This window comes from Gordonia paraffinivorans NBRC 108238, from assembly GCF_000344155.1.
Lineage (GTDB): Bacteria > Actinomycetota > Actinomycetes > Mycobacteriales > Mycobacteriaceae > Gordonia > Gordonia paraffinivorans.
The window spans coordinates 21909-45834 of the sequence record NZ_BAOQ01000021.1 but is presented as its reverse complement, the minus strand read 5'-3'; the positions used below and the strand labels follow the sequence as shown (position 1 = coordinate 45834).

Genomic DNA, 23926 nt, shown 5'->3' with positions numbered 1-23926 from the left:
ATTCTCCGCACGCCCCCGCAGCCGACCCTGAGGAAGACACCGGATGACCGCCCTGCTCTTCGGCATCGTCAGCCTGGTGCTCGCCGGACCCGTACCCGAGGCCTTGTCCCGGGCCAAGTGGCCGATCCGAGCCCCACGCGCGGCGATGACGCTGTGGCAGGCCATCGCACTCGCCGCGGTCCTCTCGGCATTCAGTTGCGGCCTGGCGATCGCGTCCAATCTCCTCGTCATCGGCCCCGACGGCACACCCTCGGCCAATCCGCTGCGCGAGATCGACCGCCTCGGCCTGCCGCTGTGGCTCACGTGTGTCGCGGTCTTCGTGCTCACGCTGCTGATCGGCGCCCGCCTCTTCTACACCACGATCCGCGTGGGACTGCGCACCCGCGCCCGCCGCAAGGCCCATCGCCAGCTCATCGACATCCTCGACCGCTGCGACCGCAGCGACGCCGACGATCCGCTCTATGCCCGCGACGTCCGGATGATCGACGTCGAGCAGCCCCTCGCCTACTGCCTCCCCGGACTCCGGCAGCGGGTCGTCGTCAGCGAGGGCGTCGTACACCGGCTCACCCGTGACGAACTCGTCGCGGTGCTCGCCCACGAACGGGCCCACCTGCGCGCTCGACACGATCTCGTCCTCGAGGCCTTCATCGCGCTGCACGAGGCCTTCCCTCGTTTCGTGCGCTCGCAGTCGGCGCTCGGCGCCGCGGAGCTGCTCGTCGAGGCACTCGCCGACGACCAGGCCGTCCGCAAGACCACACCCACCACGCTCGGCCGTGCGCTCGTCGCCTGCGCCGACGCGGTGGCCCCGCGCGGGGCGATGGCGGTCGGCGGCCCCACCACCCTCACCCGGGTCCACCGCCTGCGCGACAACCGCCCGGCCCGGTGCATCGCGGCGACCGCCTACACCGCGGCCGCGGCCATCCTCGTCGTGCCGACGCTGGCCGTCGCGATCCCCTGGCTCACCGAGCTCAACCGCCTCATGTCGGCCTTCTGACGCGCGAGCCGCACCCGACCCCCGTCCACAGGGTGATCGCCCGTCGGACAAGTACATCGGGAGAGCCGATCGCGTGATCGGGCCGTCAGGCAATAGGCTGTCCGCATGAACAACGTCGAGGCTTCGTCATCGTCCGGAAAAGCGCAGATCGGTGTCACCGGTCTGGCCGTCATGGGTTCCAACATCGCGCGTAACTTCGCGCGTCACGGGTACACCGTCGCGCTGCACAACCGCAGCATCGCCAAGACCGACGCCCTGATCGCCAACCACGGCGACGAGGGGAACTTCATCCGCACCGAGACGATCGCCGAGTTCGTCGCCGCCCTCGAACGTCCCCGCCGCGTGCTGATCATGGTCAAGGCCGGCGCCCCGACCGACGCGGTCATCGAGGAACTCGCCGATGCGATGGAACCCGGCGACATCATCATCGACGGCGGCAACTCCCTCTACACCGACACCATCCGACGCGAGGCCGCCATGTCGGCCCGCGGACTCAACTTCGTCGGAGCCGGCATCTCCGGCGGCGAAGAGGGCGCCCTCAACGGCCCCGCGATCATGCCCGGCGGCCCAGCCGAGTCGTACGAGTCGCTCGGTCCGATGCTCGAGTCGATCGCCGCGCAGGTCGACGGCGAACCGTGCTGCACGCACATCGGCCCCGACGGCAGCGGCCACTTCGTCAAGATGGTCCACAACGGCATCGAGTACGCCGACATGCAGCTCATCGGCGAGGCCTACGACCTGATGCGCAAGGCACTCGACCTGCCGGTCGCCGAGATCGCCGACGTCTTCCGCGAGTGGAACACCACCGAACTCGAGAGCTACCTGATCGAGATCACCGCCGAGGTCCTCAGCCAGGTCGACGCCGAGACCGGCAAGCCGCTCGTCGACGTCATCGTCGACGCCGCCGGCCAGAAGGGCACCGGCCGCTGGACCGTGAAGTCCGCGCTGGATCTGGGCATCCCCACCACCGGCATCGCCGAGGCCGTCTTCGCACGCGCTCTGTCCAGCTCCACCGACCAGCGCCTCGCCGCCCGCGGGCTGAAGGCCGGCGCGCTCGGCGAGGCCCCCGCCGACAAGGCCCGGTTCATCGAGGACATCAAGGCCGCGCTGTACGCCTCGAAGGTCGTCGCCTACGCCCAGGGCTTCGACCAGATCGCCGCCGGCAGCGCCGAGTACGGCTGGGACGTCGACCGCGGCGCGCTCGCCACCATCTGGCGCGGCGGCTGCATCATCCGCGCGCAGTTCCTCAACCGCATCCGCGAGGCCTACGCCGACGACCCCGCACTGCCCAGCCTGCTACTGGCCCCCTACTTCCGCGACGCGGTCGAGGCCGGCATCGACAGCTGGCGGCGCGTGGTCTCCACCGCCACCCTGCTCGGCATCCCGGTGCCCGCCTTCGCCTCCTCGCTGTCCTACTACGACGCCCTGCGCGCCGAGCGCCTGCCCGCCGCCCTCACCCAGGGCCTGCGCGACTACTTCGGCGCCCACACCTACCAGCGCGTCGACAAGGAGGGCACCTTCCACACACTGTGGAGCGGCGACCGCTCCGAGGTCGCCGAATAAGGAGCCTGCGAGCAACCGGTGCGATTCATCGAAGGCCATCGGCCGACCCACGATCTGACCTACGACGATGTGTTCATCGTCCCGGGTAGGTCCGATGTCACCTCGCGCTTCGACGTCGACCTGTCGACCGCGGACGGCACGGGATGCACCATCCCGATCGTCGTCGCGAACATGACCGCGGTCGCGGGCAAGCGCATGGCCGAGACGGTCGCACGCCGCGGCGGCCTCGTGGTCCTGCCACAGGACCTGCCCATCGAGGCCGCCGCGGCATCGATCGCCTACGTGAAGTCGCGCCACCTCGTCGCCGACACCCCGGTGACCCTGAGCCCGTCGGACTCGGTGACCGATGCGGTCGCCCTCATCCCCAAACGGGCTCACGGCCTGGCTGTGGTGGTGGAGGACGGCAGGCCCGTCGGGGTCGTCACCGAGCGACGCTGCCGCGACATCGACCGGTTCGCCCGGGTCCGGGAGGTCCTCGACCCCGACATCGTCACCCTGCCGGTCGCCACCCCGCCGCGCGAGGTGTTCGACGCGCTGGGCGACCTCCATCTCGGGCTGGCCATCCTCGTCGACGACGACGGCCGACTGGCCGGCGTCCTCACCCGTCGCGGAGCACTGCGCCACGCCATCTACCGACCCAACGTCGACGCGACGGGCCGGCTCCGCATCGCCGCCGCCGTCGGCATCAACGGCGACGTCGTGGGCAAGGCCCGCGCGCTCGTGGGCGCCGGGGCAGACCTGCTGGTCATCGACACCGCCCACGGGCACCAGGAGAAGATGCTCTCCGTGCTGAGGGCGGTCGCCGACGCCGATCTCGGCGTTCCGATCGCGGCCGGCAACGTGGTGTCGGCGGAGGGCACACTCGACCTGATCGCGGCCGGGGCGTCCATCGTGAAGGTCGGCGTCGGGCCGGGCGCCATGTGCACGACCCGCATGATGACCGGCGTCGGGCGTCCGCAGTTCTCCGCGGTCGCCGAATGTGCCGCCGTGGCAGCAGGTCACGGGGCCTCGGTCTGGGCCGACGGCGGTGTGCGGCATCCCCGCGACGTCGCACTGGCCCTCGCGGCCGGTGCGTCGAACGTCATGATCGGGTCGTGGTTCGCCGGCACGCACGAGTCGCCCGGCGACCTGCTCGAGGACGAGAACGGCCCCTACAAGGTGAGTTTCGGGATGGCGTCCAAGCGCGCGGTGGCCGCCCGGTCGAGCGGCGACAGCGCCTATGACCGGGCCCGCAAGGCCCTGTTCGAGGAAGGGATCTCGAGTTCGCGCATCCGCATCGATCCCGACCGCCCCGGTGTGGAGGACCTCATCGACCACATCTGCTCCGGCGTGCGCAGCACCGCGACCTACACGGGCGACCGCAACCTCAGGGAACTGCACGACCGGGTGGTTCTCGGCGTCCAATCGTCCGCCGGCTTCGCCGAAGGGCGTCCCCTGCCGGGCGGGTGGTGACGTGGAGGTCTTCCTTCTCGTCGCCGGCCTCGTCGGCTTCGTCGCACTGACCCTCGGCACGGCGCTGTTCGTGGCGGCCGAGTTCTCCCTGACCGCGCTGGAGCGCTCGACGATCGCCGCCGACGTCGCCGCGCGCGGGGACCGCCGGTCCCGCCTGGTCCAGCGGGCGCACTCGACACTGTCGTTCCAGCTCTCCGGTGCCCAGCTCGGCATCACCATCACCACCCTGATCACCGGTTACATCGCCGAACCCGTGCTGGCCCGGATCATCAAGCCGCCGATGACCGCGCTCGGCGTCAGCGAATCGGTGGCCTCGGGGACGTCGCTGGCGCTCGCGCTCATCATCGCGACGTCGTTGTCGATGGTGCTCGGCGAGCTGATACCCAAGAACCTCGCCATCGCCAAGGCCCTCGCCGTCGCCCGGGCCACCGCCGGCCCGATGACGGTCTTCTCGGCCGTGTTCCGCTGGGCGATCAACGGACTCAACGGCACCGCCAACTGGATCGTGCGGCGGTTCGGCATCGAGCCGACCGACGAGCTCGCCTCCGCCCGTTCGCCCCAGGAGCTGGTCTCGCTGGTGCGCAACTCGGCCCGGCGGGGCGCGATGGACGAGCAGACGGCGACCCTGGTCGACCGTTCCCTGCGCTTCGGCGAGCTCACCGCCGAGGATCTGATGACCCCGCGCGTCACCATCGACACCCTCGATCGCGCCGACACCGTCCGCGATCTGGTCATCGCCTCGTCGCGCACCGGCCACTCACGGTTCCCGGTGGTCGTCGACGGCGACCTCGACGACCTCGTGGGCGTCGTGCACATCAAGCAGGCGTTCATGATCCCGCCCGAACTGCAGGCGACGACGCCGGTCACCTCGATCGCCCGGGCCGTGCCCCGGGTCCCGGCCAGCCTGGACGGCGACGCGCTCATGGAGCGGATCCGCGCCGACGGCATGGAACTGTGCGTGGTCATCGACGAGTACGGCGGGACCGCGGGGATCGTCACCACCGAGGACCTCATCGAGGAGATCCTCGGCGACGTCACCGACGAACACGACTACGAGCGGGCCGACGTGGCCGTCGACGGCAACGGCTACATGTGCTCGGGGCTGCTGCGGATCGACGAGCTCTACGACGCCACCGGCTACCACGCCCCGGACGGGCCGTACGACACCCTCGGCGGGCTCGTCATGTACTGCCTCGGGCGCATCCCGGAGGTGAACGACGTGGTCGACCTGCCGCACCGCTCCCCGGTCAGCGAGGGCGACGACGACTCGCCGGAGACCCCCGACACCGGACCCGAGGTCACGTGGCGCGCGACGGTGACCCACATGGACGGCCGCCGGGTGGACGTGGTCGCCCTGCGCCCGGCGCCCGCCGACGCCCCCCGACAGCCGGAGGCCCTCGATGGGTGACCTGTGGGCGGTCCTGCTCGCCGTCGTGCTCCTCGCGGGCAACGCCTTCTTCGTCGGCGCGGAGTTCTCGCTCATCTCCGCGCGGCGCGATCGTCTCGAGGCGCTCGCCGACAGCGGCAAGAAGCGTGCCCGCACCGTCATCCACGCGGGCGAGCACCTGTCGCTGATGCTGGCCGGCGCGCAACTGGGCATCACGATCTGCTCGATCCTGCTCGGCCGCGTCGGCGAGCCGGCCGTCGCGCACCTGATCGAGAAGCCGCTCGACCTGCTGCACGTGCCCCACGCCCTGCTGCACCCGATCTCGTTCGCGATCGCGTTGTCGCTGGTCGTCGTGCTCCATATCCTGCTCGGCGAGATGGTCCCGAAGAACATCGCCCTCGCCGGGCCGGAGGCCGCCGCGATGCTGCTGGTGCCGGCGCACCTGGTGTTCATCAAGCTGGTGCGGCCGCTGATCGCGTTCTACAACTGGATCGCCAACATCGGGCTGCGCCTGATGCGGGTCGAGCCCAAGGACGAACTCGAGTCGACCGTGTCGCTGGGCGAACTCGCGCAGATGCTCGGCGAGTCCAAGCAGGAGGGACTCATCGACGCCGAGGAGCACGAGCGCCTGACGCGCGCCCTGCAGTCGGTCGGCCGCAAGGTCACCGAGGTGATGATCCCGCTCGAGGCGATGCGCAGCGTCAAGGTCCAGGTGTCGGCGACCGGCGGCATCGGTCCGACGCTGGGCGCCGTCGAGAAGGCGGTGAGCGAGACCGGGTTCTCGCGGTTCCCCGTCCGTGGGACCGACGGCACCTTCACCGGGTATCTCCACCTGAAGGACGTGCTCGACGAGATCCTCGACGAGCACATCGGACCGGACACCATCATCGGCGTGGACAAGATCCGGCCGCTGCCGGTGATCGCCTCGACCACCCCGCTCGACGAGGCGACGACCATCCTGCGGCGGACGAGTTCGCACCTGGGCGCCGTGGTCGACGAGACCGGTCGTACGATCGGCATCGTCGCGCTGGCCGACCTCGTGGAGGAGTTCGTCGGCAACGTCCGCGACGAGACCCACCGGGTGTGACCACAGTGACCGTTCGACTCGAATCGCCGACCCTGCTGACCGGAGAGCAGTGGCGTGCGCGCCGCGACGCCCACCGCCGCCGCGTCGACGCCCTGATCGGCCCGTACCTCGCCGCGCGTCGTCGCGGACTCAAGCACCCGGTCATCGACTTCCTGTTCACCTACTACTCGTCGCGGCCCTCCCATGTGCTGCGGTGGCATCCGGGTTACGGGGTGACGCTCGCCGACGCCGCCGAGTACCTGCAGCTCCGCGGCTACGAGTCCGCCGACGGCGGCGTACGGGTCGGCGCGGTTTACCTCCGGCGCCGGCTCGACTCCATCGAGTCGACCATCGCGCTGCTGCGGGCGACGGCCTCGCGCCCGGCGCGGCTGGGCTGCTTCGGGCTGCACGAATGGGCGATGGTCTACCGCACCGACGAGACCCGACACGACATCCCGCTGCGGCTCGGACGGGAGGGGACCGACCGCGTCGTCGAACAGATGCCGCTGCGCTGCACCCACTTCGACGCCTTCCGCTTCTTCACCGGGCCGGCGCGTCCGCTCAACGAGAACCAGCTCACCCGCGACACCCAGATCGACCACGAGCAGCCCGGGTGCCTGCACGCAACGATGGATCTGTACCGCCACTGCTTCGGTCTCGCACCGCTGCTTCCGGCCGAGCTGACCGTCGACTGCTTCGAGCTCGCGCTCCGCGCCCGCGACCTCGACATGCGGGCGAGTCCCTACGACCTCCGCGACCTCGGCTACGAGCCCGTCGCCATCGAGACCCCGGCGGGGCGAGCCGAATACGTGCGGCGGCAATCGGCCATCGCGGAGGCCGGAACAGAACTCCGCGCGCAGGTGTTGGAGAGGTGCGCGCACCTGGCCGAGATCGCGCGCCGCGCCTAAACAGGACGCCTGTACGGTTCAGTCTTACCGGCTAGTAGCATAGGGGCGTCTTCATTCGCTCGAGAAAGGCAATCATGTCGGACCGGATCACCGTCAACGGGTTGCAGGTCGCTTCCGTCCTGTACGACTTCATCAACAACGAGGCGCTGCCCGGCACCGGTGTAGAGGCCGACGCCTTCTGGTCCGGTGCGGCATCGGTGATCGCCGACCTCGCGCCGCGCAACCGCGAGCTGCTGAGGGTTCGCGACGAGCTGCAGGCCAAGATCGATGCCTGGCACCGTGACCACAAGGGCGCCGACCTCACCCCTGGCACCGCGGACTTCGACGCCTACAAGTCCTTCCTCACCGAGATCGGCTACCTCGCCGAGGTCCCCGCCGACTTCCAGATCACCACCGACAACGTCGACCGCGAGATCTCCGAGACCGCCGGTCCGCAGCTGGTGGTGCCCGTCCTCAACGCCCGCTTCGCGCTCAACGCGGCGAACGCCCGCTGGGGTTCGCTCTACGACGCGCTGTACGGCACCGACGCCATCCCGGAGACCGACGGCGCCGAGAAGGGCTCGTCGTACAACAAGGTCCGCGGCGACAAGGTCATCGCCTACGCCAAGGACTTCCTGGACAAGGCCGTCCCGCTCGAGGGCGGCAGCTACACCGACGCCCGCGGTTTCGCCGTGGTCGACGGCGCCCTGCAGGTGACCCTCGACGGTGGCGCGACCACCACGCTCGCCGACCCGTCGGCCTTTGTCGGCTACCGCGGCGACGCCTCCGCGCCGTCGAGCGTGCTGCTGCGCCACAACGGCCTGCACCTCGACATCGAGATCGACCCGTCCTCGCCGATCGGTTCGACCGACCCGGCCGGCATCAAGGACGTCGTCGTCGAGTCCGCGATCACCACGATCATGGACTTCGAGGACTCGGTCGCCGCGGTCGACGCCGACGACAAGGTCGTCGGGTACCGCAACTGGCTGGGCCTCAACAAGGGCGATCTGGCCGAAGAGGTCAGCAAGAACGGCAAGACCTTCACCCGCGTGCTCAACGGCGACCGCGAGTACACCGCTCCGGACGGCTCGATCTTCGCGCTGCACGGCCGCTCCCTGCTGTTCGTTCGCAACGTCGGCCACCTGATGACCAACGACGCGGTCCTCGACGCCGATGGCAACGAGGTCCCCGAGGGCATCCTCGACGGCCTGGTCACCTCGCTGATCGGCATCCACGGACTCAGCACCGAGGGTCTGCAGAACTCCCGCACCGGCTCGATCTACATCGTGAAGCCGAAGATGCACGGACCCGAGGAGGTCGCCTTCACCGTCGAGCTGTTCGGCCGTGTCGAGCAGGTCCTCGGACTCCCGAAGAACACCCTCAAGGTCGGCATCATGGACGAGGAGCGCCGCACCACGGTCAACCTCAAGGCCTGCATCAAGGCCGCCTCCGAGCGCGTGGTCTTCATCAACACCGGCTTCCTCGACCGCACCGGCGACGAGATCCACACCTCGATGGAGGCCGGCGCGATGGTGCGCAAGGCCGAGATGAAGAAGCAGAAGTGGATCGCGGCGTACGAGGACTTCAACGTCGACACCGGCCTGCACGCGGGTCTGCAGCACAAGGCCCAGATCGGCAAGGGCATGTGGGCCATGCCCGACCTGATGGCAGACATGCTCGAGCAGAAGATCGGCCACCCGAAGTCCGGCGCCACCACCGCGTGGGTCCCGTCGCCGACCGCCGCGACCCTGCATGCGCTGCACTACCACTACGTCGACGTGTTCGAGCGTCAGGACGAGATCGCCAAGCGCGAGCCGGCCTCGGTCGACGACATCCTGACCATCCCGCTGGCCAAGAACACCGACTGGTCCGACGAGGAGAAGCAGGAAGAGCTCGACAACAACTGCCAGTCGATCCTGGGCTACGTCGTCCGCTGGATCGATCAGGGCGTCGGCTGCTCGAAGGTGCCCGACATCCACGACGTCGCGCTGATGGAGGACCGCGCCACCCTGCGCATCTCCAGCCAGCTGCTGGCCAACTGGCTGCGCCACGGCATCGTCTCCGAGGCCGACATCGTCGCCTCGCTCGAGCGGATGGCGCCGGTCGTCGACCGCCAGAACGCCGGTGACGCGAAGTACCGTCCGATGGCGCCCGACTTCGACTCCAGCATCGCCTTCCAGGCGGCCAAGGAGCTCATCCTCGAGGGCGGCAAGCAGCCGAACGGCTACACCGAGCCGATCCTGCACCGCCGTCGCCGCGAGTTCAAGGCCGCCAACCCGGCCGGCTGACCGACCGCAAGACACGCTCTGATACGACCGTGCCGGACCTTCGTGGTCCGGCACGGCGTATCGTCGTACCCTGCGCCGCACCACACGCGACGTGGCGCGGCGTGTTGTTTTGCGCACCAGTGCAGGGAGGGCAACGGCGTTGGCACATCATCGCAGTGGCGGCGGGCAGAGCATCCGCAACCGAGGCGTCAGCCGTGGAGTCGTGGCCGCCCTCCTGTCGGCCGTGCTGATCGCAGCCGTCGTGGTCGTCTGGTTCGATCTCGGCGACGCCATCGACAGGCAGGCCGACGACGCCGCGGCGCAGTGCGTCGAGGGGCCGGCGACCGTGCCGATCATCGCCGACCCGGACATCGCCCCGGGCCTCACCGCGATCGCCGAGGCGTTCGCCGCGACGAAACCCGTGATCCGCGATCACTGCGTCACCATCGCGGTCCGCCCGGGTGACGCGAAGATCACCCTCGACGGCCTCACCGGCACATGGGAGACCGAGTCGATGGGCGACTACCCGGCCGCGTGGGTCCCGCAGTCGTCGGTGTGGTCGGCCGACCTCGCCGCGGCCGAGCCGGGTCTGATCGAGGGCAACCCGCGCTCGCTGGTCTCGACCCCGGTCGTCCTCGCCGTCTCCCCCGACCTCGCGCGCGCCGTCGGCGACCGCCTCGACTGGTCTGCGGTCCCGACACTGCAGCGGCGCGACGCGTCGCTGACCGACTTCGACCTGCAGGGTTGGGGCTCGCTGCGCATGGCGATGCCGGTCGGCGCCCAGTCGGACGCCAGTGCCCTCGCCGCCCAGGCGGTCGCCACCAGCGTCACCCGCACGACCGGTCCACTCACCACCGCCGACGCCGAGTCCCCGCGCGTCACCTCGACCGTGCGAGCGATGCTCGAGGGGGCGCCGGTTTCGCCCGACGGCACGCCGCAGGGCGCGGCGACGGTCATCGCCGACGCACCCGATCCCGCGCGATCCCGAATCCACGTCGTGCCGATCACCGAACAGCGGCTTTACCAGATGACCAAGTCGGACACGACGGCACGCCTCGCCGAACTGGTGCCGGGAGGGCCGACGCCGATCGCCGACTACCCGATCATCCGGCTCTCCGGCGAGCAGGTCAGCGACGTCGCCGCCGACGCGGTGTCGGAGTTCACCGCCTTCGCCTCCGAACCCGATCAGCTGCAGCGGCTGACCGAGCTCGGGTTCCGCGGCGACGCCCCGCTGCCGGAGCCGACCGCGACCGTCGCCTTCCCGCGGACCCCGAGTCCGATGCCCACCCCGGAGAACGGCGCGATCGTGGCGATCAACCGCGTCGTGTACGGAACCGCCGCCGCGCCCACCGGTCCGACCGGAGCACCGGCGCCGTCGGGGGCCGGAGGCTAGGACCCGCCGAGCCCGCGAAGACAGCCGCGACGACGAAGGCGCCCCTCGACCCCGACACACCGGGCGAGGGGCGCCTGTCATGAGGCTGCCGGGCTCGTCAGCTGCTGTAGGCCTCGATCGGCGCGCAGCTGCACACCAGGTTGCGGTCGCCGTACGCGCCGTCGATGCGACGCACGGCCGGCCACACCTTGGTGCGGCCACCGGCCGACGGCAGGCCCGTCGGGTACACCGCGACCTCCCGCGAGTACGGGTGGTCCCACTCGCCCACCAGGCACTCCGGGGTGTGCGGGGCGCCGCGCAGCGGGTTATCGTCCACCGGCCACTCACCGCGTCCGACGCGGTCGATCTCCTCGCGGATGGCGATCATGGCGTCGCAGAAGGCGTCGATCTCGTCGAGGTTCTCGCTCTCGGTGGGTTCGACCATCAGGGTGCCGGCCACCGGGAAGCTCATCGTCGGCGCGTGGAAGCCGTAGTCCGCGAGACGCTTCGCCACGTCGTCGACGGTCACGCCGGTCTCCTTGGTGATGGCGCGCAGGTCGAGGATGCACTCGTGCGCGACGAACCCGCCCTCGCCGGTGTACAGCACCGGGTAGTGGTCGCCGAGCCGCTTGGCGACGTAGTTGGCGGCGGTGATCGCCGACAGGGTCGCCTTCCGTAGGCCGTCGGCCCCCATCATCGCGATGTAGGCGTAGGTGATCGGCAGGATGGTCGCCGAACCGTACGGCGCCGCGGAGACGGTCACGGGTCCCGGCAGCTCGTCGGCGAGCGGATGGCCCGGCAGGAACGGCGCCAGGTGCTCGCGCACCGCGACCGGCCCCACGCCGGGACCGCCGCCGCCGTGCGGGATGCAGAAGGTCTTGTGCAGGTTCAGGTGGCTGACGTCGCCGCCGAAGTGGCCGGGGCGGGCGACGCCCACCAGCGCGTTGAGGTTCGCCCCGTCGACGTAGACCTGGCCGCCGGCCTCGTGGACGGCCGCGCAGATCTCGGCGATGTCGTGCTCGAACACGCCGTGCGTCGACGGGTAGGTGATCATGATCGCCGCGATCCGACCGGGGTTCGCCTCGATCTTGGCGCGCAGGTCCTCGAGGTCGACGTCGCCGTTCTCGCGGCAACCGACCACGACGACGCGCATGCCGGCCATCACCGCCGACGCGGCGTTGGTTCCGTGGGCGCTCGACGGGATGAGGCACACGTCGCGGTCGTGCTCGCCGCGGCTGCGGTGGTAACCGCGAATCGCGAGCAGGCCGGCGAACTCACCCTGGGATCCGGCGTTGGGCTGCAAGCTGATCCGGTCGTAGCCGGTGACCGCGACCAGCCACTCCTCCAGCGTCGAGATCAGCTCGCGGAACCCGATCGAGTCCTCCGCCGGCGCGAACGGGTGCAGTTCGGCGAACCCCGGCCAGGTGATGGGCTCCATCTCGGTGGTGGCGTTGAGCTTCATCGTGCACGAGCCCAGCGGGATCATGCTGCGGTCGAGCGCGATGTCCTTGTCCGACAGCGCACGCAGGTAGCGCAGCATCGCGGTCTCGGTGCGGTAGCGGTTGAACGCCGGGTGCGTCAGGTACTCGCTGGTGCGGTTCTCGATCGGCTGCGCGAAGTCGGCCGGTTCCACGTCGGCGACGCCGAATGCCCCCAGCACGGTGCGGACGTCGGCGTCGGTGGTGGTCTCGTCGCAGGCGATGGAGACGGTGTCGGCGTCGACGCGGCGGAGGTTGACGCCCTCCTGCCGCGCCGCGGCGACGATCTCGTCGGCCCGGCCGGGCGCCGCGACCTCCACGGTGTCGAAGAACGACGCGTGCGCGACGGCGAGGCCGGCGGCGACCAGGGAGTTCGCGAGTGTCACGGCGGCGTCGTGGGTGCGGCGCGCGATCGCGCGCAGGCCCTCGGGACCGTGGTACGAGGCGTACATCGCCGCCATCACGGCCAACAGGACCTGGGCGGTGCAGATGTTGCTGGTGGCCTTCTCACGCCGGATGTGCTGCTCGCGTGTCTGCAGGGCGAGACGGTACGCCAGGTTGCCGTCGGCATCCTTGGAGACGCCCACCAGGCGTCCGGGCAGCTGACGGGTGTGCTTGGTGTTGACCGCGAGGTACCCGGCGTGCGGCCCGCCGAAGCCCATCGGGACCCCGAACCGCTGCGTGGTGCCGAAGCAGGCGTCGGCACCCTGCTCACCGGGCGGGGTGATCAGGGTGAGTGCGAGCAGGTCGGCACCGACCGCGACCAGTGCGCCGCGCTCGTGCGCGGCCTCGATGATCGGCGCGACGTCGACGATCCGTCCCGAGGCGCCGGGCACCTGGACGATCACGCCGAAGAACTCGCCGTCGGGCAGGCCGTGCCCCGGCGCAGCCGGGTCCAGGGTCGCCTCGACCACCTCGATCCCGAGCGGCTCCGCCCGGGTCTCGATGACGGCGTGGGTCTGCGGGAAGAGGTCGGTGTCGACGACGACGCGCGGCGACTTCGACTTGCCCGCGCGGCGCAGGAGGGTCATCGCCTCGGCGGCGGCGGTGGCCTCGTCGAGCATCGACGCGTTGGCCACCTCCATGCCGGTGAGGTCGGCGACCATGGTCTGGAAGTTGAGGAGCGCCTCGAGGCGTCCCTGGCTGATCTCCGGCTGGTAGGGCGTGTACGCGGTGTACCAGGCCGGGTTCTCGAGCACGTTGCGCAGGATGACGCCGGGCGTGTGGGTGCCGTAGTAGCCGAGGCCGATCATCGACCGCTTGACCGAGTTCTTCGCGGCGAGTCCGGCCAGCCGGTCGAGCACCTCGCGCTCGCCGATCGGCTCGGGCAACGCTCCGAGCACGTCCGAGTCGAGTTCGTCGGCGATGACCGCGGGGATGACGCGGTGCGCGAGCTCGTCGAGTGAGGACACCCCGATCACCGACAGCATGCGCTGCAGTTCTTCGGGATCGGGACCGATGTGACGGTCCACGAAGCCGGCGGGGGCGGGCGACCGATCGGCTGAGGACATGGAGGGCACCTCTCGCAGGCGCCGGCTGCGTGAGCCGGCGGGCGGGCCTCCCCCTCTGTCATGTCACCGGCGGATGCCGGCAGACGCCTGAGAGATTCGGTTGCCGCGCGGCCTCGCGTGGCGACCTTTCACCGTGGGCGGACGAACGGTTCGTCACTTTCCAGAGACGTCGTCACCACCACGGTCCCGGGTGCCTGAGAGTTTGGCGGAGAGGTGTTGCTCCTTCGGCGGCCGCCGTGAGGCGGCTCTCTCCCGTGGCGTAGCGACGCGCGTGCCAGTGTACGCAGGTCACCGGCCCGATGGGACCGGTGACGCGGCGAGAGTCATGAGGATCACGTGCGGGCCGACCCGCACGTGGCTATCCGGTGCGGCGGGCGCGGTTCTTGCGGCGGGCGGCCAGTTCGTCCTCGGGCGCCGCCTCGCTCACGCCGCCGTCGGCCCGTTCACCCGGGAAGTCGGCGATGGTGCCGGTCAGTTCCCGCATCGCTCCGCTGACGGCGATTCCGAACACGCCCTGGCCGCCCTGCAGGAGGTCGACGACCTCTTCGGCGGAGGTGCACTCGTAGACGGTGGTGCCGTCGGAGAACAGGGTGATCCTGGCGAGGTCCTCGACGCCGCGCTTGCGGAGGTGGTCCACCGCGACGCGGATGTTCTGCAGCGAGATGCCGGTGTCGAGCAGGCGCTTGACGATCTTGAGGACGAGGATGTCCTTGAAGGAGTAGAGACGCTGGCTGCCCGAACCCGCGGCGCCGCGGATCGACGGGACCACCAGTCCGGTGCGGGCCCAGTAGTCGAGCTGACGGTAGGTGATGCCGGCGATCTGGCAGGCGCTCGGCACGCGGTAGCCGATCAGTTCGTCGGGGACGGTGTCGTCTGGGAACAGGCCCGGCTCGATGTCCTCGAGGCTCCCCTGGACCGGTGCCGCAGGACGCTCGGTCGGATGATCAGCCGACGGGTCGTTCGACGTCACTTCGCTGTCGACCGGACGATCGCCCACTTCAGACTCCCTCGCAAAGCTCGGACCGGATGCGCGTCACGTGCCTGACATCCACGTCCACAGTACGCGGTCCAGGCCCGGCCGGGTCACCCGATCATCATCTTCATCGGCCCGGTGGTGGAGCGCGATGTCGTGGATGACGCTATGCCGACGCGGAGGGCCGATCAACGCGACGCGCCCATATCTCAACCTCAAGTTGAGATTGAGACCTTCGGTGACCTTCTGGTTGCCGATCCGTGACCGAAGGCTCCGGGGTCAGGCGCCGCTGGCCTTGAAGTCGTCGGGCGAGACGTTGTCGAGGAATTCCTTGAACTTCTCGACCTCGTCCTCGGCGGATTCGGCGGTCGCCTCCGCCCCGGCCTCGTCGGGTTCCTCTTCGGGGATGAGGAGGCCCGCCTCGGCGAGAACCTCCTCGTCGGCGATGATCGGGACCCCGGCGCGCATGGCGACCGCGATCGAGTCCGACGGACGCGCCGAGACGCGCAGGTCGCCGGCGAAGACCATCTCCGCGTAGAAGGTGCCCTCTTGCATGTCGACGATCCGGACCTCGACAAGGGTCTGGCCGAACTCTCGGATCAGGTTGACGATCAGGTCATGGGTCAACGGCCGCGGGGGCTCGATCCCCTTCTGCCGCAAGGCGATCGACGCCGCCTCGCTCTGCCCGATCCAGATCGGCAGGTATCGCTCACCGTCGACCTCGCGGAGCAGGAGCACCGGCTGGCTCTGCGGGGGCTCGACCCTGATGCCCACCACACGCATCTCGCTCATCTCGCACCTCCCAGACGCCTTGTACGGCGATCGATGTGATGATCTCGACGCTACACCGGTCCGGACCGCAGCGACGGCCGACGCGCGGCGGGTCGGTCACGTATTCGCAGCTCGGTGGGTGGATCCGCCGAGAGGGATCAGCGGGGCAGGTCAGTCCAGCACGTCGCGGACGGCGGCCTTGACCAGCTGGGTGTGCAGGGTCACCGACAGCGCGGCGATCTCGCGGACCAGTTCCTCGGCACGGTCGCGCGCACCGGTCCCCTTGCCCTTGGCGATCGGGCTGGCGATCTGGGCGACCAGGCCCGCCTCGCGGTCCGCGGACACCTTGAACGCACGGAGATGCCGAGTCTCGAGCCCGTAACTCGCCAGTGCCGCAGCGGCTTCGACGAGCCGGACGGCGTCCTCGTCGAAGAAGCCCGCCGGCCCCGCGCTGAGGAGGCCGTTGCGCTGCAGCTCGGTCACGAACGCCGAGTCGACGCCCGTCCGCTCGATGAGCTGCTCCCGCGAGACGCGGCCGCCGCGGGAACCGAAATCGGTCGCCGGGGCGACGGCGCCGCGGGCGGTGGACAGCGCCACCGTGCCCCCGGTGCCGAAACCGCCCTCGCCCTTGTCGATCGCGTCGAGCTGCTCCTTGATCACCTTCAGCGGGAGATAGCGATCCCGCTGGGCGGTCAGCACGAAGCGCAGTCGCTCACAATCGGCCTCGCTGAAACGGCGATAGCCGGACGGCGCCCGCTCCGGGGTCACCAGACCCTCCGACTCCAGGAATCGGATCTTCGAGATCGTGATGTCGGGAAAATCATCCCGCAACCGGGCGAGGACCGCGCCGATCGACATCGATCCTTCGCCGCGAGGGGCCGCAGACGCCGTCACGGCTGTCAGGCGTCTGCTTCGTCGCGCGGACCGCTCAGGAAGACCAGACGGAACTTTCCGATCTGGACCTCGTCGCCGTTGGACAGCGTGGCGGTGTCGACGGGCTCACGGTTGACGTAGGTGCCGTTCAGGCTGCCCACGTCGACGACCTGGAACTCGTTGTCGCCGAGGCGGAATTCGGCGTGACGACGACTGACGGTCACGTCGTCGAGGAAGATGTCGCTGTCGGGATGACGACCCGCAGAGGTCGTCGGCTGGTCGAGGAGGAACCGCGATCCCGCGTTGGGTCCCCGCTTCACGACAAGCAGCGCGGTCCCGGGAGCGAGTCGCTCGACTCCCGTGTCGGCCGGCTCACTCGAGGTGCTCGTTCCGGAATCGAGTTCATTGATGAACTCCTCCCGGAACACCGAGGTGGTCTCCACCGGCGCCTCGAAGTCCCTGTCGTTATCGCTCACCACTTCTCCTTCGTCGTCGTCAGTGCAAACGCACTGTCAGTGCGCAGTCGCACTGGTCGGCCAACCGCACTCTCCCGGCCACCGTGTCGGCGTCCCCGACCACGTGCGCGTCGGGTCGGCGTCGGCTCTCACCGAGTCGGCCGGTCGAATCTACATGACAGTGCGGACGGGTAGATCCCGGTGCGTGATCCGCGAGAACGGTCTCTCACGTCACGCCTCGTTGCCTATGCCGTAACCGTACCGGTCACACCGATCGCACCGGCGAGCGAGTCGACTCCGGCAACGTCGATCATATCGTCACCGGGGCGATCAGCCGGGTCGATCAGGGCCACCAGGTGGCCACGGCGTGAGACCTACCCTTCGATGACGGCGCGGTAACCCGCGGCGTCCAGGACGGCTCCCAACTGCTCGTCGAGAGACGCCTCGTCGGAGACCTCGATCTCCACCAGCCAACCCTCGCCGTACGGGTCGGAGTTGACCAGTTCGGGCGACGCGTCGAGTGCGTCGTTGACCGCACTGACCGTACCCGCCACGGGACCGTAGATGTCGGAGACACTCTTGGTCGACTCGACCTCGGCGAAGGACTCGCCGGAGGTCACCTCGGCCCCGGTGTCGGGCAGCTGCACGAACACCACGTCGCCGAGCGCGTCCTGCGCGAAGTCGGTGATGCCCACCCGCACGGTGGTCGGCCCGATCTTCTCGATCCACTCGTGCTCTGCGGTGTAGCGCAGGGTGTCTGGCACTTTGCTGTCGGTCACGGAGGCCCCTTTCGTCTTCGGATCAGACTCTACTGTCTGCCGGGGTGTGCGCTGCACGACGTGGCGGCATGTGTCGGATCACGAGCACGGTCTGATACCAGTACAGGACGAAAGACCACAGGTACAGGCCCACACCCCAGATGAGGAACGCCCATCCGACCGGGTAGGCGATGGTTCCCACGATCGAATCGAGTTGTCCGGCGAGCAACCACGGGAACGCGCTCATCAGCGCGAACGTGGCGGCCTTGCCGATGTAGAGCACCGGCAGGGCGAGCACGCCCCGGGTCTTCAGCAGCGGCGCGGTAGCGAACAACAGCACGTCGCGGCCGATGATGACGCCGATGAGCCACCACGGGATGAACTCGCGGAGGCCGAACGCCACCGGGATGATGACGATGTAGAGCCGGTCGGCCAGCGGATCGAGCAGCGCGCCGATCCGCGACGACTGGTTCAGCAGCCGGGCCAGCTTGCCGTCGGCCCAGTCGGAGACACCCGAGAAGAACAGGATCGCGAACGCCCACCCGTCGGCCTTCTCGACCAGGAGCAACCAGACGAAGACCGGGACGAGGACGAGGCGCAGCACGCTCAGCGCGTTGGGGACGGTGACGATCCGGTCGGGAGCCGGCCCGGCGGCCGCCTCCTGATCGGTCACCGGAAGATCCCGATGATGCCCTGCAGCGTCTTCGCCCCGCCCGAGGCGAAGAGGTTGTCGTGGACCATGTAGGTCCAGGTCGTCGTCGACCGGTGCATGTCGGCGGTGTCGAGGTCGACGCCGTCGGCGGTGATCTTGGCCTCCCGGAACGTCTTGCGCGCGTTCTCCAGCGCCTCGCCGGGCAGATCGGTGAACTCGGAGACGATCATCCGGTGGAACTCGTCGAGCGGGCTCTCCTTGCCGAGTGCCCGCAGGTGGATGCTCGAGCGGGCGTCGGCGACGAAGGCGAGATGGTCGGCCCAGGCGCGGTCGAGGTGGTACAGCATGATCTCGCGGGCGGCCTGCGACAGGACCTCGCGCGGCACCGGCGCGACATCGGTCGTCGTCGCTTCGGCTGCGGCGTCGTCCACCGAATCAGAGGACTTCTCCCCCGCTTCCGCGTCGACCTTCGCCGGGCTCTTCTCGCCGGTCAGCTCGGCGTACCGCTCGGGTTCGAGCTCGGCGAGCTCCTCCAGCGCCAGGTCGGTCGTGAGGATCTTCATCCGTCGCTCGACGACGATCTCGCGCTGCTGGTTGACGAGCTTGTTGTAGCGCCAGGTGTTGGCGTGCAGCTCGAGGCGGACGCCCTCGGCGATGCGCTGGGCCTGCTCGATCAGGTCGATGCCCTTGCTGCCCATCGAGCCGTCCTCGTTGGGCGAGACCGGGTCGCGCTTGAACGCCATGTTCTTGGTGACGAGCGGGTCCTCGAGGCTGGAGAAGAACACCGAGGTGCCGGGGTCGCCCTGGCGCCCGGCCCGGCCGCGCAGCTGATCGTCGAGGCGTGCGGTGTCGTATCGACCGGTGCCGACGACGCAGAGGCCGCCGAGCTCGACGACCTCCTCGCGCGCCTTCGGGTCGTCGGCGGAGCCGCCGAGGCGGATGTCGGTGCCGCGTCCGGCCATCTGGGTGGAAACGGTGACCGCGCCCTTCTTGCCGGCCTCGGCGATGATCTTCGCCTCCTCGGCGTCGTTCTTCGCGTTGAGCACGACCGACTTCACGCCCGCCTTGTCGAGGAAGTAGGCCAGCTCCTCGGACTCGGCGACGTCGTGGGTGCCGATGAGGACCGGCTGGCCGGTCTCGTGCACGGACTTCACGTACTCGACGATCGCCTCGACCTTGTTGGCCTTGGTGTCGTAGACGCGGTCGGGCAGGTCGGTGCGGCCGTTCGGGGTGTTCGGCGGGATCTGCGAGATCCGCAGGTCGTAGAACTGGCGGAACTGCTCGCCGGCCGGCAGGGCGGTGCCGGTCATGCCGCACACCTTCGGGTAGCGGCCGATCAGCGCCTGGACGGTGATGGTGTCGATGACCTCGCCGGAGTCGGTCTGCGCGAGCCCCTCCTTGAGCTCGACGGCCGCCTGCACGCCGTCGGGCCACCGTTGCAGCTGCGCCACCCGCCCGCGGGAGGCGTTGATCAGGTGCACGCCGCCGTCGCGGACGATGTAGTGGATGTCGCGCTCGAGCAGGAAGTGGGCGTGCATGGCGACGTTGAGGTGCACCAGGGTGGTGCCGACGTGTTCCTCGCTGTAGAGGTTGATGCCGCCGAGCTCCTCCTCGACGAAGGCCGCACCCTCGTCGGTGAGGGTGACATTGCGCCCCTCGGGGTCGATCTCGTAGTGCTTCTTCTTCATCCGCGACACGACGTCGTGGATGGCCTGGTCGGGCACCTCGGTCTCGGTGGAACCGGCGAGCACGAGCGGCACGAGCGCCTCGTCGACCAGCACGGAGTCGGCCTCGTCGATGATCGCGACATCGGGCTTCGGGGAGACGAGGTCGTCCTCGGACAGCGCGAGCTGGTCGCGCAGGACGTCGAAGCCGATCTCGTTGACCGACGCATAGGTGACGTCGCCGGCGTAGGCCGCGCGGCGCTCGTCGCGGCTGGAGTTCTCCGACAGCGCGTGGACCGCGATGCCGAAGACCTCGAACAGCGGCCCCATCCACTCGGCGTCGCGGCCGGCGAGGTAGTCGTTGACGGAGATGACGTGCACCTGGTGCCCCTGCAGCACGTAGCCGATCGCGGCGATCGCGCCGGCGAGCGTCTTGCCCTCACCGGTCGCCATCTCGACGATGTCGCCCTCGAGCAGGCGCAGCGCGCCCTGCAGCTGGACGTCGAAGGGGCGCAGCCCGATCGAGCGGTCGGCGGCCTCGCGGACCAGGGCGAGGAACTTGGCGCGGTCACCGGGCCGGGCACCGATGTCGAGCTTCTCGGCCTCGGTGACGAAGGCGTCGTCGGCCAGATCCGCGGCCCAGTCGGTGTGGTTGCCGGCCTCCTTGATCAACGCCAGCGACTTCGACTGGTTACGAGTCGACTGGGCGCCCAGAAGTCGCCACATGCTGTTGGTCAGCTTTCCCACCGAAACACTTCTCCTGATCGTTTACCGGCCAACTACCCGACCCGACGGGCCCCGCGGGCCGTCAGGTCAGCAACAACGGTACGCGGACCCTGGTAGAGCGGGGTCGGCGACATTATGATCAGTCCACCGATTTTCCCGCAGATCTCGACCTACCTTCGCCTCCCGGCACCGGACGGTGTCACCGACCCCGAGGACGGCCGATGCCCGCGACGCCCGAGTCCAGACGCAGGATGCGGTTCGTGCGGGCCGTGGCGGCCGGCCTCGTCATCGCGACCGGGATCGGTCTCGGAGCGTTCAACGCCTGGTGGGTGGCCCTGGTCGTCGGCGTCCCGCTCGTCTTCGTCGGACTCCTGATCAGCCCACGCCCGTCGCGGGTGTCGGAACTGCCCGAGTTCCGCCGAGGGGTGACCCGCGACGCACCGCAGGCCGACGTGGAGGCCCTCACCCGCAGCAGCCTCACCGCCGAGGACCTGCAGCCGACGATGGTCTCGGCGACCATCCACCTGCCCAACGACACGTCCTATCGCGCGCGGTGGCTGACCGCCATGGGCAAGGGGCATTTCGAGGCCCTGTCGTCGAACCCGCGCACGACGCTCGGCCCGGCGCAGGTGCCGCCCCGCGACCCGTCGGCCACCCCGCGGTTCGACGACCATCCCGGCCGCTGGGCGGTGATCTATCCCGCGGTGACGTTCCTGTCGACCTGCGCGCTGCTCTTCGGCGTCGCGGAGAACTGGGAGGTCTCACTGCCGTCGTTTCCGTCCATCGACTCGGTGGTCGGCGGCGTCGGCGGGGGCGACGACGCCGCGCCGGCCTCGCTCGCCGCCCGCCACCAGCGCCTGCTCGACGCGATCGTCGAGTACGAGGGGCCGTCGGCGGTGCGAAACGTGTTGCGGCTCAACTACAGTCTCGGATCGGGTTCCGACCAGGCGGTCGTCTTCGACCCGTCGAACGGACGCGCCACGAGCATCAACGTCTACAGCGGCGGCTCCAACTCCTCGGCGGTGCCGAACCTGGACCGCGCGGACAAGACCTTCGACGCCGCGGAGATCGACCCGACGTCACTCGGCGAGATCGCCGGGGCGATGGTGCCGGAGGTGGCCGGCATGCTCCCGGAGGCAACGCTGGAGCGCCTGTCCATCCAGCGCCCGCAGGCGAACGCCCCGGTGACGCTGACCGGCACCCTCGATCCGGGGGACGCGTTCATCCGAGACGTGGACATCCAGGCCCACACCGACGGCACGGTCGCCAAATTCTTCGATCCGGGCGACTTCGCGGTCGCGTTCGCGGTGGGGCGCGAGGCGCTCGCCGCCGCGCGCATCGCGCCGAACGCCCCCGTTCTCGACGGCTTCGTGCTGCGCGGCATCGCCGACAACACCCCCATCATCAGCGCCAGCAGCATCCAGAACAGCGGCGGCGTGCTGTTCCGGTACACCACGCCCGACCGGACGGGCCAGATCGTGGTCGCGCCGGGCAGGTTCCCCGAGATCAGCACGACCACCGGTCGCTTCCGCAACGACCACGGGTTCGCGTTCGACGCGCTGTCGCCGCAACTGTTCGATCGCATCCGCGACGACTCGATGCGACGCGGCTCGATCCCGGCGTACGACCGCAACGCGGTCACCATCGACGTCACCGATGTCCCGACGACCGACGCCGACCACGTCATCCGCATCGAGATGGCCCGGGTCGACGCGTCGAAGGGCATGTACACCCTCGACGGACGGTTCATCAAGCCTGCGCACTACTGAAAGCCCGCGCACTACTGAGGCGGACACGGACCGTGCCGAGTGGACCCGAGCCCGCAGCGGCCGGTGTCGGCTATGCCGGACCCGCCTCCAGCGCGCGCCTGGTCACGTTCTCCAGCTCGGACAGCGCGGCCTGCGGCGGGTGCAGAACCCCTCGATCGGTCATGGTGGAGACGATGTCGCGGACGCGTCCGTAGTAGGAGGCCTGCTCGGTCGGCGTGCTGCTGGCCGCGGCGTGGTTGTACAGCTTCAGCGCGGTGTCCAGCGAGTTCCGGTCGGCCGGGTCCAGATAGCCGGTGCCGACACGCCGACCGTGCTTCTCGCACGCGATCCATGCTCGACGCAGCCGGCGGACGGACTGCTGGTAGGCGTCGGCGATCCCGCGGTCGCCCGGGTAGGCGTCGGTGCGCAACGCGCCCGCCTCGTCGAGGGCGTGGTGGAAGTCCTGCGTCTGCTCGACGGTCACGTCGGTGACCGCCGGGTACCGCAGCAGCATGGCCGAATCGAGTTCGTAGCCGGCGTAGGCACGCAGGATCTCGTCGTGGCGGCGGACGGACTCCTCCCACAGGCGCCGCGCGGCCTCCTCGGTGCCGGCGTCGGCGATGCGCGGGCGGCGCAGGTCCACGTCCGGCTCGCCCCCGGGCAACGGTCCGTCGTCCTCCGGTTCGGGGGCCGAGCCCACCGAGACGCTCACCGTGGAACGGGCGACATCCGCGGCCGCCGCCTGCTTGCGCGTCGACACCCGCTCCGGGGCGTGGGCCCGGAGCCGATCGACGATCGCCGTCACGGCCGGGTCCCCCTCGACGATCGCGACGCGCCACCGGTCGGTGTCGAGATCGTCGTCGACGTGCGAGCCCACCTTCGGGACGTCGCGCGCGAAGGTGAGCGCGAGGTACTTCTGGCCGAAGACGGTGAGGTGGTGCGACCGACCGGTCGACGCCGAGGTCACGTCGGCCGGCCCCCCGACCGCGAACGACCGCAGCGACTCCAGCGGATACGAGACCAGTTCACGCCGCTCGTCCCCGAAGTAGACGGTCTCGTCGTCGACGGTCAGCAACACCGCGCCGCGCCGGCCGAGCCGACCGTGGGCGGCGATCGCCATCGAGCATCCGAGCAGCCCCGCGACCACCGCGGCGGTCGTCATCCCGCCGACGCCGACGACGCGCAGGCCGACGAGTGCCACGAGCGCTGTCACCGTCAGCAACCCGGCCGCGGCCGCAGAGTTGTGGTGCCGACCCGTCAGATACTCGGTCCGACATGTAATCGAGACCACAGCCCCACCTCCGTTCGGCATATCGCTTCGCCCGTCCG

18 protein-coding genes and 1 riboswitch are annotated in these 23926 nt (G+C 69.8%); of the genes, 9 read left to right on the top strand and 9 right to left on the bottom strand.

The window, feature by feature from the left end; all coding sequences use genetic code 11:
- Positions 1 to 43 precede the first annotated feature (43 nt).
- From GP2_RS10860 to GP2_RS10825, 8 genes are all read left to right on the top strand, one after another.
- A complete protein-coding gene (locus tag GP2_RS10860) occupies positions 44 to 994 on the top strand; it encodes a M56 family metallopeptidase (protein WP_006900557.1) in 951 nt (316 codons plus the stop codon).
- A 105-nt stretch (positions 995 to 1099) separates the two neighbouring features.
- Positions 1100 to 2557: an NADP-dependent phosphogluconate dehydrogenase gene (gene gnd / locus GP2_RS10855; protein WP_006900556.1), complete on the top strand. Its 1458-nt coding sequence runs from the start codon at positions 1100 to 1102 to the stop codon at positions 2555 to 2557.
- An 18-nt stretch (positions 2558 to 2575) separates the two neighbouring features.
- Positions 2576 to 4009: a GMP reductase gene (gene guaB1, locus GP2_RS10850; protein WP_006900555.1), complete on the top strand. Its 1434-nt coding sequence runs from the start codon at positions 2576 to 2578 to the stop codon at positions 4007 to 4009.
- A gap of 1 nt (position 4010) precedes the next feature.
- The gene (locus GP2_RS10845) at positions 4011 to 5417 is read left to right on the top strand and encodes a hemolysin family protein (RefSeq protein WP_006900554.1); all 1407 of its coding nucleotides are present in this window, start codon (positions 4011 to 4013) and stop codon (positions 5415 to 5417) included.
- Entirely contained in the window at positions 5410 to 6483 is a 1074-nt protein-coding gene (locus GP2_RS10840) for a hemolysin family protein (RefSeq protein WP_006900553.1), read from the top strand. The genes GP2_RS10845 and GP2_RS10840 overlap by 8 nt, the downstream gene beginning before the upstream one ends.
- Entirely contained in the window at positions 6480 to 7370 is an 891-nt protein-coding gene (locus tag GP2_RS10835) for a hypothetical protein (RefSeq protein WP_006900552.1), read from the top strand. Before GP2_RS10840 ends, GP2_RS10835 begins: the two co-directional genes overlap by 4 nt.
- A gap of 74 nt (positions 7371 to 7444) precedes the next feature.
- Positions 7445 to 9637, top strand: a complete 2193-nt coding sequence (locus GP2_RS10830) for a malate synthase G (RefSeq protein ID WP_006900551.1) — start codon at positions 7445 to 7447, stop codon at positions 9635 to 9637.
- A gap of 139 nt (positions 9638 to 9776) precedes the next feature.
- Positions 9777 to 11009: a hypothetical protein gene (locus tag GP2_RS10825; RefSeq protein WP_040526795.1), complete on the top strand. Its 1233-nt coding sequence runs from the start codon at positions 9777 to 9779 to the stop codon at positions 11007 to 11009.
- Positions 11010 to 11106: 97 nt separating this feature from the next.
- Here the strand turns inward: GP2_RS10825 and gcvP are convergent, their stop codons facing one another.
- The 8 genes from gcvP to secA2 form a co-directional block, all read right to left on the bottom strand.
- Entirely contained in the window at positions 11107 to 13977 is a 2871-nt protein-coding gene (gene gcvP, locus GP2_RS10820) for an aminomethyl-transferring glycine dehydrogenase (protein WP_006900549.1), read from the bottom strand.
- A 171-nt stretch (positions 13978 to 14148) separates the two neighbouring features.
- Positions 14149 to 14242: riboswitch (glycine riboswitch) on the bottom strand.
- A gap of 93 nt (positions 14243 to 14335) precedes the next feature.
- Positions 14336 to 14974: a MerR family transcriptional regulator gene (locus tag GP2_RS10815; RefSeq protein ID WP_006900548.1), complete on the bottom strand. Its 639-nt coding sequence runs from the start codon at positions 14972 to 14974 to the stop codon at positions 14336 to 14338.
- Positions 14975 to 15229: 255 nt separating this feature from the next.
- The gene (locus GP2_RS10810; protein ID WP_006900547.1) at positions 15230 to 15742 is read right to left on the bottom strand and encodes a bifunctional nuclease family protein; all 513 of its coding nucleotides are present in this window, start codon (positions 15740 to 15742) and stop codon (positions 15230 to 15232) included.
- A 150-nt stretch (positions 15743 to 15892) separates the two neighbouring features.
- Complete coding sequence (gene ftsR, locus GP2_RS10805; protein WP_006900546.1) at positions 15893 to 16579, bottom strand: transcriptional regulator FtsR; 687 nt, start codon at positions 16577 to 16579, stop codon at positions 15893 to 15895.
- Between the two features lie 41 nt (positions 16580 to 16620).
- The gene (garA, locus tag GP2_RS10800) at positions 16621 to 17073 is read right to left on the bottom strand and encodes a glycogen accumulation regulator GarA (protein ID WP_006900545.1); all 453 of its coding nucleotides are present in this window, start codon (positions 17071 to 17073) and stop codon (positions 16621 to 16623) included.
- Positions 17074 to 17423: 350 nt separating this feature from the next.
- The gene (gene gcvH / locus GP2_RS10795; RefSeq protein ID WP_006900544.1) at positions 17424 to 17828 is read right to left on the bottom strand and encodes a glycine cleavage system protein GcvH; all 405 of its coding nucleotides are present in this window, start codon (positions 17826 to 17828) and stop codon (positions 17424 to 17426) included.
- A 22-nt stretch (positions 17829 to 17850) separates the two neighbouring features.
- Positions 17851 to 18480: a CDP-alcohol phosphatidyltransferase family protein gene (locus GP2_RS10790; RefSeq protein WP_006900543.1), complete on the bottom strand. Its 630-nt coding sequence runs from the start codon at positions 18478 to 18480 to the stop codon at positions 17851 to 17853.
- On the bottom strand, positions 18477 to 20870 hold the full coding sequence (gene secA2, locus GP2_RS10785; RefSeq protein WP_006900542.1) for an accessory Sec system translocase SecA2: 2394 nt from the start codon (positions 20868 to 20870) through the stop codon (positions 18477 to 18479). Before secA2 ends, GP2_RS10790 begins: the two co-directional genes overlap by 4 nt.
- A 200-nt stretch (positions 20871 to 21070) precedes the next feature.
- Here secA2 and GP2_RS10780 point away from each other — a divergent pair, with 200 nt between their 5' ends.
- On the top strand, positions 21071 to 22618 hold the full coding sequence (locus GP2_RS10780) for a hypothetical protein (RefSeq protein WP_006900541.1): 1548 nt from the start codon (positions 21071 to 21073) through the stop codon (positions 22616 to 22618).
- A gap of 70 nt (positions 22619 to 22688) precedes the next feature.
- On the opposite strand, the gene GP2_RS10775 is transcribed toward GP2_RS10780, so the two are convergent.
- A complete protein-coding gene (locus GP2_RS10775) occupies positions 22689 to 23888 on the bottom strand; it encodes a hypothetical protein (protein WP_006900540.1) in 1200 nt (399 codons plus the stop codon).
- Between the last annotated feature and the right edge of the window lie 38 nt (positions 23889 to 23926).

Excerpts from the sequence above, each read along its gene's own strand:
- GP2_RS10860 (WP_006900557.1), top strand. The coding sequence starts at position 44 with ATGACCGCCCTGCTCTTCGGCATCGTCAGCCTGGTGCTCGCCGGACCC.
- gnd (WP_006900556.1), top strand. The coding sequence starts at position 1,100 with ATGAACAACGTCGAGGCTTCGTCATCGTCCGGAAAAGCGCAGATCGGT.
- GP2_RS10840 (WP_006900553.1), top strand. The coding sequence starts at position 5,410 with ATGGGTGACCTGTGGGCGGTCCTGCTCGCCGTCGTGCTCCTCGCGGGC.
- GP2_RS10830 (WP_006900551.1), top strand. The coding sequence starts at position 7,445 with ATGTCGGACCGGATCACCGTCAACGGGTTGCAGGTCGCTTCCGTCCTG.
- gcvP (WP_006900549.1), bottom strand. The coding sequence starts at position 13,977 with ATGTCCTCAGCCGATCGGTCGCCCGCCCCCGCCGGCTTCGTGGACCGT.
- GP2_RS10810 (WP_006900547.1), bottom strand. The coding sequence starts at position 15,742 with ATGAGCGAGATGCGTGTGGTGGGCATCAGGGTCGAGCCCCCGCAGAGC.
- ftsR (WP_006900546.1), bottom strand. The coding sequence starts at position 16,579 with ATGTCGATCGGCGCGGTCCTCGCCCGGTTGCGGGATGATTTTCCCGAC.
- GP2_RS10780 (WP_006900541.1), top strand. The coding sequence starts at position 21,071 with ATGCCCGCGACGCCCGAGTCCAGACGCAGGATGCGGTTCGTGCGGGCC.